Here is a 13,269-nt window from a genome sequence, read left to right as displayed (position 1 = left end):
CCGTGTCCCGCATCGCCTATGTCAACGGGCGCTACGTCGCGCAGCGCGACGCCTGCGTGAACATCGAGGACCGCGGCTACCAGTTCGGCGACGGCATCTACGAGGTGGTGCAGATCCACGCCGGCCGCTTCCTCGACGAGGACCTGCACCTCGCCCGCCTGGAACGGTCCTTGCGCGAGATCCGCATCGCCATGCCGATGCCGCTGGCCACGCTGAGGCTGGTGCTGCGCGAGGTGGTCCGCCGCAACCGCATCACCGGGGACGGCCTCGTCTACATGCAGGTCGGTCGGGGAGTCGCCCGCCGCGATCACGCCTTCCCGAAGGTCGCGCCTCCCGTCAGCCTCGTCGTCACCGCCCGCCGCGCCCCGGCCTATCCAGAAACGATCGAGGGCTGGAATATCGCCGCCATCACCCACCCCGACCATCGCTGGGCCCGCCGCGATATCAAGAGCGTGAACCTGCTGCCCAACGTCCTCGCGCGCCAGGCGGCTAAGGAGGCCGGGGCAGGGGAGGCGATCCTCTTCGACCCCGCGACGAGGGTGGTGACGGAGGGCGCAGCGACGAGCTTCTGGGCCGTGGACGAGGACGGCGTGGTCCGCATCCCACCCCTGAGCAACACGATCCTTCCGGGCTGCACACGCGCTGCGCTGCTGGCGGAAATGGCAGAGGCCGGTCTTCGCGCGGAGGAGCGTCCGGTCACGCTGGATGAGCTATTCCGGGCCCGCGAGGCCTTCATCACCTCCGCCGGCTCCTTCGTGAAGCCCGTCCTTGCCATCGACGGCAAGCCGGTCGGCGACGGCATCGCCGGTCCTGTCACCCGCCAGCTCTTCGACATCTTTGCCCGCCACGCGAAGGGCGCCCCGCGGAATGCCGCATGATCCGGCCCTCGGCGATCGTCTGGGACTGGGACAACACCCTGGCCGACGGGTGGCCCGCCATCCGCGCCGGCCTCAACGCCGCCTTCCGTGACGCCGGCCTGCCGGAATGGACGCTGGACGAGGTGAAGGAACGGGTCCGAAAGTCCCTCCGCGACAGCTTTCCCGCCATCTTCGGCGACCGCTGGGAACACTCGCGCGACATCTTCTACGCCGCCGTCCGCGCCACCCACCTTGAGGTGCTGCGCCCCATGCCCGGCGTCGAGGAGACGCTGCGCCGGGCCGCGCGGATCGCCCCCATGGCCGTCCTCTCCAACAAGGGCGGATCCCTTCTCCGGGCCGAAGCCGCCCATCTCGGCTGGTCCCCCCTGTTCCGGGCCCTCGTCGGCGCCGGCGACTGCGCGGCCGACAAGCCCGACCCGACCCCGATGCGTGTTGCCTGCGCGGCCTGCGGCACGACCCCGAATACGGCGGTCTGGTATGTCGGCGACAACGCCTTGGACATGGATGCCGCCCGGCGCGCCGGCTGCCTCCCCGTCCTGCTGGGCGACGCGGCCCATGACGGCGGCCCGGCCCATGCGAGCGCCGCGTTGCACTTCCTCACCGCCGCGCAGATGACGGATGCGTTATCCGCGCTGGACAAGGCGCACGCAGACGGGTGAGTCTGCCGGTCCCGACAAGGGCGAGGATGCGCGCCCGGTCGGGGCGGGACGGCTGAATGCCGGACCGCGAAAAAAAGCCGCGCCCATTCCGCCACGGCCGCCCGAAACGAGGAGGCCGGGCGACTTAAAGAAGAAGGACATCAGCCAATGGCTGCCGAGAAGTCCCAGAACGTGCAGGACGTGTTCCTGAATCATGTTCGCAAGAGCAAGACCCCCGTCACCGTCTTCCTGGTGAACGGCGTGAAACTGCAGGGCATCATCACCTGGTTCGACAACTTCTCCGTGCTGCTGCGCCGTGACGGGCATACCCAACTCGTCTACAAGCACGCGATCAGCACCGTGATGCCGGGTGCCCCGATCATGCTGTTCGACGCCGCCTCTGCCGGCGCCGGAGCCGGTCCCGCCGCCCCGTCGCCAACCCAGGGCGGCGCCCCCGTTCGAGAGACCACGATGACCCTTACGCCGCGCGAGCCGAGCCCTGTCGGAAGCCACGACTGACCGGGTCGCGGGGCCGACCCCCGCCGCCGTCATCCTCCCCTGGGAACGTCCCCCGAGCCTTGTGGAGCGGGGGATCACCGATGGACGCGGCGGTACCCGCGCCGCCGATGCGAGGCTAGGGGAGGCGGTCGGCCTCGCCGCCTCGATCGGCGTCGCCATCGTCCATACCGCGATCTTCCCGCTTCGCGCCCGCCGGCCCAGCACCCTGCTGGGCGAGGGCCAAGTGGAGGCCGCCCGCGCCGCGATGGCCGCGCAGGGCGTCCAGGTGGCCGTGGTGGACGCCGCCCTCACGCCCGTGCAGCAACGGAACCTCGAGCGCGCCTGGGGCTGCAAGGTCATCGACCGCACCGGCCTGATCCTGGAAATCTTCGGAGAGCGCGCCCGCACGAAGGAGGGCTCGCTGCAGGTCGAGCTCGCCCACCTATCTTACCAGCGCACCCGCCTCGTCCGCTCCTGGACCCACCTTGAGCGGCAACGCGGCGGCTTCGGCTTCCTCGGGGGCCCCGGTGAGTCGCAGATCGAGATCGACCGTCGGCTGATCGACGAGCGGATCGTGAAGCTGAAGAAGGAGCTGGAGCAGGTGCGCCGCACCCGTGGCCTGCACCGCAAGGCCCGCACGAAGGTGCCGTACCCCGTAATCGCTCTGGTCGGCTACACCAATGCCGGCAAGTCCACCCTGTTCAATGCCCTGACCGGCGCCGGGGTCTATGCCCAGGACCAGCTCTTCGCCACGCTGGACCCGACCATGCGGGCCATTCGCCTGCCGTCAGGCCGCACCGTCATCCTCTCCGACACGGTCGGGTTCATCTCCGAACTTCCCACGCAGCTTGTCGAGGCCTTCCGCGCCACGCTTGAGGAGGTGGCGGCAGCCGACATCATCCTCCATGTCCGCGACATGGCCCATCCCGACAGCGCCGCGCAGCGCGCCGACGTGCTGGAGGTGCTGAACGATCTCGCGACGGGTCCTGACGCCGCGCTGGATGAGACGTGGGAGGGACGCCTCATCGAGGTGCTGAACAAGACCGACCTCCTGGAGGAGCCGCTGCCGCCGATTCCCGGCACCGTTGCCGTCTCCGCGCTGACGGGGGATGGGCTGGAGACACTTCGCCTCCTCCTGGACGAGCGCCTGGCCGCGAGCATGGTGCTGGAGCAGATCACCCTGGCGCCGGAGGACGGCGCCGGCCTCGCTTGGCTCTACCAGCACGGCGAGGTCGTGGAGCGGGAGGACACGGAGGACGGCATCCACCTCTCCGTCCGCCTCTCCCCGGCCAACCGGGATCGGTTCGCCGGCATGGATCACGTGGGAAGCCAGGGAACCGGGGAGGGTGGCATCGCGTGACTCGCTTCGACGCTGCTGCCCTGGCGGAGGTGGACGCTGTCCTCCGCGCGGCCTCGCTTGCCGAGATCCTGCCCCGCTACCGGCACCTCGCTGCCGCCGACATCCGCACCAAGTCCGGCCCGCTGGACATGGTGACGGATGCGGATGAGGGCGCCGAGCGGATGATCACCGCCGCCCTGCAGGAACGGTTCCCCGGTTGCGTCGTAGTAGGAGAGGAGGCCTGCGCCGCCGATCCCGCCCTGTTAGCCCGCCTCGCCGACGCGCCGCTCGCCTTCGTCGTGGACCCGGTGGACGGCACTGCGAACTTCGCCGCGGGAATGGCGATCTTCGGCTGCATGGCCGCGGCCTTCGTGGAGGGCCGCGTGGTCGCGGCCTGGGTGCACGATCCAGTGGGCGCCGATACGCTGATGGCAGCGGAAGGCGAGGGGGCCTGGATCGCCGGAGAGGACGGCCGCCGCGGGCCCGCGCTCCACGTCGCGCCGCCCGTGCCTGTGAGTCACATGACGGGCTGCGTCTCCTACGGCTACCTTAGGGAACCCCAGAAAAGCCACGTCGCCGCCCGGCTGCCCCGACTCGCGAAGACTTGGCAGCTCGGCTGCGCCGCGCAGGAGTACCGCCTGCTGGCGACCGGCCACATTCACCTCTCGCTCTATAACCGGCTCATGCCCTGGGACCATGCGCCGGGGTGGCTGATCCACCGGGAATCCGGTGGCTTCGCCGCCCATTTCGACGGCACGCTCTATATCCCGGCCACCGACCGCGCCGGCGGCCTGATCTGCACCCCGGACCGCGCGAGCTGGGATGAAGCGAGGGCGGCGCTGCTCGGCGACTAAGCCCGCTCGGCCCGCGTCGCCGCCGCCCAGAGCGCTTCCATCTCCTCCAGCGAAGCATCCGCCGGCCCACGGCCCTCTGCCGCAAGCCCGGCCTCCACTGCGCCGAAACGTCGTTCGAACTTCGCGTTTGCGCCGCGCAGGCAGGTCTCCGGGTCCAGGTCCAACTTCCGCGCCAGGTTCGCCAGCACGAACAGCAGGTCGCCGAGTTCATCCGCCAGTCGTGCCGGATCAGCCCCGGGCAGTTCAGCCCGCAGCTCGCCGGCCTCTTCCTCCAGCTTGTCCAGCACGGCCCCAGCGTCCGGCCAGTCAAACCCGACCCGCGCCGCCCGGCGGGTCAGCTTCAGAGCGCGGGTGAGGGCAGGGAGGTTCACTGCCACTCCGGCCAGCGTTCCCGTCTCCGCCCGAGCAGCCCGCTCGGCCGCTTTCTGGACCTCCCAGGCCTCGATCTGGGTTTCCGCGTCCCGCGCGGCCTCCTCTCCGAAGACATGAGGATGGCGCCGTATCATTTTGTCCTTGATGGATTTTGCAACATCAGAAAAGCCAAAGTCGCCTTCCTCATTCGCCATCTGAGAGTGGTAGACGACCTGGAACAGGAGATCCCCCAACTCGTCCTTCAGCGCGGCCGGATCGCGCCGGCCGATGGCCTCCGCAACCTCGTAGCCTTCCTCCACCGTGTAAGGCGCGATCGACGCGAAATCCTGCACACGGTCCCATGGGCATCCATCGGGCGCCCGCAGCCGCACCATGATGGCGAGCAGACGATCCAGCTCCTCAGCGGCCGCGCTCACGAGACCCGATCCATCGGGTGCATAATGTAGATTATGTAAAATACAGGAGCCATGTCACGCCGCCTCCAGCACCATCCCGTCATACCCGGCCTCGATCCCGGCCGGCAGGTTCGCCTGCATCCACGCCCAGTCCAGATCCGGTCCCATATGGGTCAGGATCGTCCGCGATGCCCCGATCCGACGGGACCAGTCCACCGCCTTGTCCAGGTGCGCGTGCACGGGGTGCGGCGTGCGCTGGAAGCAGCCGACGATCCAGTCCCGAACCCCGGCCAAAGTCTCGAACCCCGGCTCCGGCATTTCCACCACATCGGTCGAGTAGCCAAACCCGCCGATCCGCAGCCCCAGCGTATCCATGACCCGGTGATCTTGCCGGAACAGCCGCACCGGGAAGCCAGCGATCTCAACCGTGTCACCGGCCCGCACCCGCACCGGATCCAGCGCCGGCCGGAAAAACCCGGGAGTCACCCCCCGGAAAGCGTAGTCGAACCGCCGCATAACCTCGACCAAGGTTTCCTCGGTGGCATAGAGCGGCAGGGCACGGCCCATAATCCGGTTCATGATCCGGAGCTCATCAAGTCCCAGCACGTGGTCCGCGTGCGGATGGGTCAGCAGTACCGCATCGACCCGGCTAATCCCGCAGGCAAGAAGCTGATCCCTAAGATCCGGCCCCGCATCAACGAGAAGAGTTTTACCATCAGGCCCCTGCACGACGATGCTGGAGCGCGTCCTCCGGTTCCGGATCTCGGCGGGATCGCAAGCCCCCCAGGCACCGCGGCCGTCGGACCCACCCAGAAGTGGCACCCCGCCCGAGCCGCCGCAGCCGAGGACTGTGACTTTCAACAAAAACAGCGCCCTACCGACAACGTTGAAACAACCGCTCGAAGTTGCCGGTGGTGATCTCCATCGTCTTGGCCACGTCCCAGCCCCGAACCTTCGCCAGAACGGCCGCCGTGTGGCCGACCCAGGCCGGCTCGTTGCGCTTCCCGCGCTTCGGCACCGGTGCGAGATATGGGCTGTCCGTCTCCACCAGTAGCCGGTCTTCCGGCAGGTCCGCCACGATGTCTCGAAGCTCCTGGCTTTTCGGGAAGGTCAGAATGCCGGAGAGCGAGACGTATCCCCCATCGGCCACCACCCTCTCGGCCAGGGCTCTGGTGGAGGAGAAACAATGGAGCAGCGCCGAAAATGCCCCACCCGCCTCACGCTCCTCCTGCAATATCGTTGCGATATCGTCATCAGCATCCCGGGCATGGATCGCCAGCGGCAAGCCCGTCCGCTGGCAGGCCCGGATATGCCGCCGAAAGCTCTCCCGCTGCACATCATGCGGCGAGCTGTCATAGAAATAGTCCAGCCCCGACTCCCCGATCCCGATAATCCGGGGATGGTCCGCCAGGGCGACAATCTCGTCCACCGTCGGGATCGGCGCTTCGCCCGCGCTCAGCGGGTGCACCCCCACCGTGCCCCAGACCTGCGGAAACCGCTCCGTCAGCGCCTTCACTGCCGAAGCCTGCTCCACCTTGGTCCCGATCGTCACCATCCGCCCAACCCCGGCCTCGAGGGCCCGAGTGACGACGCCGTCGATCTCCTCCTCGCCGTAATAGTCGAGGTGGCAGTGGCTATCGACCAGCATTCACGCCGTCTCTTCGATCTTGCGGAACAGCGGCACCGGTGCCGACAGTTCCGTCCCGTCGGCCAGCGGCGTCGCCAGGTCGGAGAGCGCCCGCGCCCCCTGCCCCACTCCCAGCTGGTCCAGCATCGCCGCCATCGTCTCGGGCATGAAGGGCTGCAGCACCGTCGCCAGGGTCCGCAGCGCCGTGTGCAGGCTCCGGAGCACTGCCGCCATCCGGTCCGCGTCCGTCTTCCGCAAGGCCCAGGGCTTCTGGCCGTCGATCCAGGAATTGCCCAGCCGCACCACGGTCCAGATCCGCTCGAGCGCCTCACCGAAGGCTTGGCGGGAAATTGCGTCGTCCACCAGCGCCGGCAGCGCCTCCACGGGCCCCAGCAGAGCCCGGTCCGCTTCGGTCGGCTCCGTCAACGCGGGCAGCCGCCCCTCGCAGTTCTTCGCGATCAGCGAGAGCACGCGGTTCGCCAGGTTCCCCAGGTCGTTCGCCAGCTCGCTGTTCAGCCGCCCGATCACGGCACGGCGGGAGAAGTCGCCGTCATTCCCGAATGGCACCTCGCGCAGCAGGTAATAGCGCAGCGGGTCCAGCCCGAACTCCTCGGCCAGCACCAGCGGGTCCAACCCGTTGCCGAGGGACTTGGACATCTTCTGCCCCTCGATCGTCAGCCACCCATTCGCGAAGACCCGTTGCGGCGGCTCCAGCCCAGCCGCCATAAGGAAAGCGGGCCAGTAAACGCAGTGGAAGCGCGTGATCTCCTTGCCGACGATGTGGACGTTCGCCGGCCAGAAATCCCAGTTCGGGGATGAGGTATCCGGGTACCCCGCGGCCGTGATGTAGTTCGTCAGCGCGTCGAGCCAGACATACATCACATGCGCCGGGTCACCGGGAACCGGAACACCCCATGTGAAGGAGGTGCGGGAAATGGAAAGGTCCTGCAGCCCCGCCTTGACGAAGGAGGTCACTTCCCGCCGCGTGCTCGCTGGCGCCATGAAGTCGGGATTTGCCTCGTAGAAGGCCAGCAACCGGTCCGTCCAATCGGAGAGTCGGAAGAAGTAGGAGGGCTCGCGCGTCCACTCCACGGGGGCGCCGGAGGCGATGGCCACCTTCTTCCCGTCGCGTTCCTCGATCTCGTCCTCACCGTAGAAGGCCTCGTCGCGGACGGCATACCAGCCCTCGTAATGGCCGAGGTAGATCTGCCCGGCATCCGCCAGCCGCTGCCACAGCGCCTGGCAGGCCGCCTTGTGCCGCCCCTCCGTCGTGCGGATGAAGTCGTCGAAGGAGATGCCGATCTTCTCGGCCATCCCGCGGAAGTCTGCGGCCAGGTTGTCCGTGAATTCCTGCGGGGACACGCCGGCGGCCGCGGCGGCCTGCGCCACCTTCTGCCCATGCTCGTCCGTGCCGGTCAGGAAGAAAACCTTGTGCCCCGCCAGCCGCTTCCACCGCGCCAGCACGTCGGCGGCGATGGAGGTATAGGCGTGGCCGATATGGGGCTGGCCGTTCAGGTAGTAGATCGGCGTCGTCAGGAAGAACCGCTTCCCGCTGTCAGCCCAAGCCTCGCTCATCGTCGGATCCCGCGCCTGATACCCGCCGGCGCGATCCGGCCCCCGCTAAACGGAGAGCCGCGAGAGACCGGTCAGCACCGCCTGCCTGCGGTCCAGGTTGAGCGTATCGGTCTCGTCGGCCAGCCGGCCGAGCATGTCCCACAGCCCCGCCCACTCGGCAAGGCCGCGCCCGGCCAACCAGGGCGCAGCGCTCTCCCCGCGTGCCGCCCGGCGCAGCGCGCCCGCGATCGCGTCCCGCAGCAGGGCGAAGAAGGTCAGGAAGGCGCTCCCGTCCCGTTTCGACGTCAGCCGGTCCGCAAGGGCGTGCAACTCCCTCGGCTCCGGCCGCGGTAGGCGGGCGAGGAATCCTTCCACCTCCCGCGCCATGGACAATCCTTCCCCCTCGGCGAGAAGCAGTGCCCGGCCCGGGCTTCCCGCCGCCAGCCGCGCCAGGGCACTCCGGTCATCGCCGGACATGTCAGGCAGCCAGCGGGAGAGCACGGAGTCCATCGCCGGGGCTTCCAGCGGGAACAGGTCCAGCCTCCGCACTCGGCTGCGGATGGTCGGCAGCAGACGGTCGGGCGCCGAGGCCGTCAGCACCAGCACGGCGCGCGGCGGTGGTTCCTCCAGCGTCTTGAGAAGCGCGTTCTGCGCCTGCTCGTTCATCGCCTCCATGTCCTCGATGACCACCACGCGCCACCCTCCCTCGGCGGGCGTCATGGCAAGGAAGCGCGTCAGCTCCCGCACCTCCTCCACGCGAATAAGGACCTTTTTCCCTTTCTCCCCCGTGTTCGGCGAAAGGGAGCGCAGGTCAGCATGCGCTCCTGCTGCCACACGAGCGAAAAGAGGGGCCGCGGCCGGTACGAAGAGTGGCGCCTCACCCGGGATCGGGGCCTCCGGCATGCCAGCCAGCATCCAACGGGCATAGCGCCAGGCCAGGGTCGCCTTCCCCACGCCCTGCGGCCCCGTCAGCATCCAGCCATGATGCATCCGCCCGGAGAGCGCCGATTCCCGAAGCGCGGCCGCGGCATGGTCGTGCCCGAACAGGTCCGGGTTCGACCGGGGCTCGGGCGGGGAGCTCATACAGGGGCCGCCAGCCGCTCGCGCGTGGCCCCTAGCGCGGCCGCTAGGACAGCATCGGCGGAAGCCGCGGCGTCCAGGACGGCGCAACGCCCGGGCTCCTCGGCCGCGATGGCGAGGAACCCCGCCCGGACCCGTGCGTGGAAGTCGGAGCCCTGCATCTCGTAGCGATTCGCATCACCCCGGCTCATTGCGCGGTCCATGCCGCGCTCCGGAGGCAGGTCCAGCACGAGCGTCAGCTCAGGTCGCAGCGCACCCAGCGCGAGCTCGCAGAGACGCTCCCACACCTCGTGCGAGAGCCCCTGCCCCGCGCCCTGATAGGCCAGCGTGCTGTCGGCGAAGCGGTCGCAGACCACCCATATTCCCGCCTCGAGCGCGGGCCGGATCGTTCGCGCCACGTGCTCCCTGCGTGCTGCGAAGTGCAGCATGGCCTCGGCCACCGGATCCCATGGCCCCTGCCCGAGGATCAGACCGCGCACAGCCTCCGCCCCCGGCGCACCGCCGGGCTCGCGGGTCCGCAGCACGGGGAGGCCGACCTCGGCCAGCGCGGCGGCGAGCGACCGGGACAGGGTGGTCTTCCCCGCCCCTTCCCCACCCTCCAACGTGATGAACCGGCCCGGCAGAGGCGGCGCCTCAGGCGCCACTGATCATCCGCCCGACCACTGCCGGGATGCGCGGGATCAGCCCCAGCTTCGCCACATCCGCGCCGGCCAGCAGCGGCACGGTCATCGGCGGCACGCCCGCGCCGGAGACCTCCAGCCGCCCCAACTCCTGCCCCTTCGCCACGGGCGCGGGCACGGGACTGTCGTAGCGGACCTTGACCTGCAGGTTGCGCCGCCACTGCCGCGGCAGGGTCAGCAGCACGTCGCGCCCACCGACCAGCGGCACCTTCAGCTGCTCGCCGAGATAGACCGGGGCCTCCTCGATCGTGTCGGAGGCGCGGAAGAGGGAGACGTTCTCAAACTCGCGGAACCCCCACTCCATCAGCCGCTCCGCCTCCTCGCGGCGCGACGCCATGCTGGGCAGGCCGTTGATCACTAGGATCAGCCGCCGCTCGCCGCGCTTCACCGTGCCTACCAGGCCGTAGCCGGCCTCCTCGGTATGCCCCGTCTTCATCCCGTCCGCCCCGGCAACGCGGCCGAGCAGCGGGTTGCGGTTCTCCTGGTTGATGTCGTTCCACTTGAAGGAGCGCTGGCTATAGATCGGAAAGTAATCGGGGAAGTCGTTGATGATGTGCGCGGCCAGCGAGGCCAGGTCGCGGCAGGTCATTTTGTGCTCCGGGTCAGGCCAGCCCGTCGCATTGCGGAAGTTGCTGCCACTCAGCCCCAGTCGCTTGGCGTAGTCGTTCATCAGCTCCGCGAACTGCGTCTCGCTGCCGGAAATCCCCTCGGCCAGCACAACGCAGGCGTCGTTGCCGGACTGGATGATGACCCCGTGCAGCAGGTCGTCCACCTTCACCGAGGTGTTCAGCTGCACGAACATCTTGCTGCCGCCCATGCGCCAGGCGCGCTCGGAGACCGGGAGTTCCTGGTCCATCTTCAAGCGGCCCTGCTTCAGCAGGTCAAAGACGATGTAGGCCGTCATCAGCTTGGACATGGAGGACGGCGTCATCCGCTCGTCCGCCGCCTTCTCCAGCAGCGTCGCACCCGTATCGGCATCGATGATCAGCACCTGCCGGCCCAGCGTATCCACCGGCCCGAGCGGGGTACTGGCGGGCGTGCCCACCGGCCCCGCTGGCGCGCGCGATCCCCGCGCGGGCGCATTCCGCGCCTGCGCCCGCGCCTCGCTGCCCAGAAGACCGAGCAGCGCCGCTGCCCCGATCACGTTCCGACGCTTCGGCATCCCCATGCCCCCCGTTTCCGCGGCGCGCCCGAACCGGCGCGGCGCCCCCTGCTAGACCCCGATTCCCTAAAGGAAAAGCGGCCAGTCCTCATCCATTTTATCAAGGGCGCCCGAAAGGCACCCCGCGCCGCTCAGTCCACCACGATCCTTGCTTCGGTCACGCCGCCCCGCAACGCCGCCTCCAGCGCCTGGTCCGCCTCGGCGGGGGTGGAGAAGGGACCGAGCCTGACACGCCATTCCTGCTGCCGCGCCGTCCCGAAAGGCTCCACCCGCGCCCCGCCCATCCTTGCGGCCTGGCGCCCGGCCGCTGCCCGGTTGGTGAAGCTGCTGCCCTGCACGTAAAGCACCCCCGGCGAGGCCGGCCCCTGTTCCACGCGCCCGTCCAGCACCACCGGCGCCGATCCCCGCTCCGTCCCCGCCGCGGCCTCCACCAGCGGCCCGCGCCCCTCGCGCACCCGGTCCGCCTGCCGCGCGCCGGCAATCGGGGCCAGGGCCTCGCGCTCCACCGCCGCCGTCGGTGCGGCCGCAATGGTCGGCCGGCTCCCCTCCGGCGCCGGCAGCCCCGAGGAGAGGGCGCGGGAGAGATTCCCGTCCACCGCCAGCCGCACCTGCGCGGGCCGCCCGGGGGCGATCCCCAGAAGCTCGGCGGCGCGGCGGGAGAGTTCCACCGCCCGGCCCGGATCCACTGGCCCCCGGTCGTTCACCCGCACGGCCAGGCTGCGCCCGTTCTCCAGGTTCGTCACCGTGACGATCGCCGGAAGCTGGAGGGTGCGGTGCGCCGCGCTCAAGGCCGCGGGGTCGTAGACCTCGCCGTCGGCCGTGCGCCTCCCGGCCCGGGCATCCCCCGCAACGCTCGCCAGCCCCGTCTCCACCAGCCCGAAATCCTCGCGCGGGTAGAACCACAGGTTCCCCAGCCGATAGGGCTCGCCCACCGTGTAGCGCGCCTCCGCGGCCGGGGGCGGCGGCACCTCCGCCTTCCAGCACCCCGTGAGGAGGGCTGGGGCGACGACCAGCAGCGCGAGGGGAAGCCGGAAGCGGATCACGCCACCCGGTCGGAGAGCATGCCCACCGCCGTCGCGTAGTAGACGCTGTTGTTGTAGCGCCGGATCACGCTCCAGTTCCGGTACACCAGGAAGGCCTGCTGGCTGCCGTTGTTCGCGCCGGGCACCACCACGGCCGCGGTCATGTCGCTGGGCGGGATGGCCGAGCCATCCGCATAGGTCAGCCCCTGTCTCGCCCAGTCCCGCAGCGGCTGTGAACGGTCGGGGGATGCGCCGTAGGGATCGAAGCCGGCAGGCAAGGTCACCTCACGCCCCCAGCGCTCCTCCATTCGCCAGCCGAAGCGGGAGAGGTAGTTGCCGATCGAGCCGAGCGCGTCCGCCTTGCTGTTCCAGATGTCCTTCCGCCCGTCGCCATCCGCGTCCACGGCATATTGCTCGTAGCTCTGCGGCATGAACTGCGGATGCCCCATGGCGCCGGACCAGGAGCCGCGCATGCCCTCCGCCGCGATGTTCCCGGCATCGATGATGCGCAGGGCGGCCATCAGCTGGGGCCGCATGGTCCGCTCCCGCCGCCCCTCCCACACCAGGGTCGCCAGGGCGTTCACCACGTTGAAGCTGCCCATATTCGTGCCGTAGCTCGTCTCCATCCCCCAGATGGCGACCATCACCCGGGCCGGGACGCGGAACCGGTCTTCAAGGGACTGCAGCAGGGCGCGGTTCTCGGCGAAGGCCCGGCGCCCGTTGTCGATCCGAGTCTGGGAAACGATCAGCTCCCGGTACCGATCCCAGGTCATCGTGCCCTCGGGCTGGCGCCGGTCCAGCTCGATCACCCGGTCGAGCGGCTGGATGTTGCCGAGCGCCCGCTGGACCGTGCCGCTTGAAATCCCGGCCCGTCGCGCATCGGCGCGTAGCCCGTCGAGGAAGCTATCCCAGCTCATCTGCTGCGCCCGGGCCGGTGCGGCGAGGGCGAGGAGGGGAAGGGCGAGGACGGACCGGCGGCCGGGGCGGTTCATGCGCGGCTAGGTGGCATTTCTTGCAGCCCGGGGCAACGGCGGAGCGACACCTGGCCGATGACGCTGCCGTGGTTGGCATTCCGGCAGCCGCCGCCGTCGCGCTTCTGGCGGTGCAGCCCGCCGATATGACTGCCATTGCACCGGCCCGGTTCCCCTGCGGCACCGCCCGGTGTAACCG

At 69.6% G+C, this 13,269-nt stretch carries 14 protein-coding genes; 5 read left to right on the top strand and 9 right to left on the bottom strand.

All coding sequences use genetic code 11. The annotated features are described in order from the left end of the window. Positions 1 to 2: 2 nt before the first annotated feature. From J5Y10_RS09335 to J5Y10_RS09315, 5 genes are all read left to right on the top strand, one after another. A complete protein-coding gene (locus J5Y10_RS09335) occupies positions 3 to 878 on the top strand; it encodes a D-amino-acid transaminase (RefSeq protein WP_209372890.1) in 876 nt (291 codons plus the stop codon). Then, positions 875 to 1,537, top strand: coding sequence for an HAD family hydrolase (locus J5Y10_RS09330; protein WP_209372889.1), 663 nt, complete (start codon positions 875 to 877; stop codon positions 1,535 to 1,537). Before J5Y10_RS09335 ends, J5Y10_RS09330 begins: the two co-directional genes overlap by 4 nt. Positions 1,538 to 1,684: 147 nt before the next feature. Continuing rightward, complete coding sequence (gene hfq, locus J5Y10_RS09325; protein WP_209372888.1) at positions 1,685 to 2,035, top strand: RNA chaperone Hfq; 351 nt, start codon at positions 1,685 to 1,687, stop codon at positions 2,033 to 2,035. Beyond that, on the top strand, positions 2,016 to 3,374 hold the full coding sequence (hflX, locus tag J5Y10_RS09320; RefSeq protein WP_209373031.1) for a GTPase HflX: 1,359 nt from the start codon (positions 2,016 to 2,018) through the stop codon (positions 3,372 to 3,374). Before hfq ends, hflX begins: the two co-directional genes overlap by 20 nt. Beyond that, the gene (locus J5Y10_RS09315; protein WP_209372887.1) at positions 3,371 to 4,207 is read left to right on the top strand and encodes an inositol monophosphatase family protein; all 837 of its coding nucleotides are present in this window, start codon (positions 3,371 to 3,373) and stop codon (positions 4,205 to 4,207) included. Before hflX ends, J5Y10_RS09315 begins: the two co-directional genes overlap by 4 nt. Here J5Y10_RS09315 and mazG read toward each other — a convergent pair. The 9 genes from mazG to J5Y10_RS09270 form a co-directional block, all read right to left on the bottom strand. After that, a complete protein-coding gene (gene mazG, locus J5Y10_RS09310) occupies positions 4,204 to 4,995 on the bottom strand; it encodes a nucleoside triphosphate pyrophosphohydrolase (protein ID WP_342452881.1) in 792 nt (263 codons plus the stop codon). The two genes, J5Y10_RS09315 and mazG, sit on opposite strands and share 4 nt — an antisense overlap. Before the next feature lie 54 nt (positions 4,996 to 5,049). Continuing rightward, positions 5,050 to 5,835, bottom strand: coding sequence for an MBL fold metallo-hydrolase (locus J5Y10_RS09305; protein WP_209372886.1), 786 nt, complete (start codon positions 5,833 to 5,835; stop codon positions 5,050 to 5,052). Positions 5,836 to 5,848: 13 nt separating this feature from the next. Then, positions 5,849 to 6,622 (bottom strand): TatD family hydrolase, encoded by a 774-nt coding sequence (locus tag J5Y10_RS09300; protein WP_209372885.1) that lies wholly within the window; start codon positions 6,620 to 6,622, stop codon positions 5,849 to 5,851. Continuing rightward, the gene (gene metG / locus J5Y10_RS09295; RefSeq protein WP_209372884.1) at positions 6,623 to 8,176 is read right to left on the bottom strand and encodes a methionine--tRNA ligase; all 1,554 of its coding nucleotides are present in this window, start codon (positions 8,174 to 8,176) and stop codon (positions 6,623 to 6,625) included. Between the two features lie 45 nt (positions 8,177 to 8,221). Continuing rightward, positions 8,222 to 9,238, bottom strand: a complete 1,017-nt coding sequence (locus J5Y10_RS09290) for a DNA polymerase III subunit delta' (protein ID WP_209372883.1) — start codon at positions 9,236 to 9,238, stop codon at positions 8,222 to 8,224. Next, a complete protein-coding gene (gene tmk / locus J5Y10_RS09285; RefSeq protein WP_342452880.1) occupies positions 9,235 to 9,879 on the bottom strand; it encodes a dTMP kinase in 645 nt (214 codons plus the stop codon). Before tmk ends, J5Y10_RS09290 begins: the two co-directional genes overlap by 4 nt. Continuing rightward, positions 9,869 to 11,077, bottom strand: a complete 1,209-nt coding sequence (locus tag J5Y10_RS09280; protein ID WP_209372882.1) for a D-alanyl-D-alanine carboxypeptidase family protein — start codon at positions 11,075 to 11,077, stop codon at positions 9,869 to 9,871. The genes tmk and J5Y10_RS09280 overlap by 11 nt, the downstream gene beginning before the upstream one ends. Positions 11,078 to 11,208: 131 nt before the next feature. Further along, the gene (locus J5Y10_RS09275) at positions 11,209 to 12,120 is read right to left on the bottom strand and encodes a septal ring lytic transglycosylase RlpA family protein (RefSeq protein ID WP_342452879.1); all 912 of its coding nucleotides are present in this window, start codon (positions 12,118 to 12,120) and stop codon (positions 11,209 to 11,211) included. Beyond that, positions 12,117 to 13,091: a lytic murein transglycosylase gene (locus J5Y10_RS09270; protein ID WP_209372880.1), complete on the bottom strand. Its 975-nt coding sequence runs from the start codon at positions 13,089 to 13,091 to the stop codon at positions 12,117 to 12,119. The genes J5Y10_RS09275 and J5Y10_RS09270 overlap by 4 nt, the downstream gene beginning before the upstream one ends. Positions 13,092 to 13,269 lie beyond the last annotated feature (178 nt).

The sequence above is a fragment of the Roseomonas indoligenes genome (assembly GCF_017813365.1).
GTDB classification, from domain to species: Bacteria; Pseudomonadota; Alphaproteobacteria; order Acetobacterales; family Acetobacteraceae; genus Roseomonas; species Roseomonas indoligenes.
Note: the sequence above shows the minus strand (reverse complement) of the source record. Positions and strands in the feature narration are given on the sequence as shown.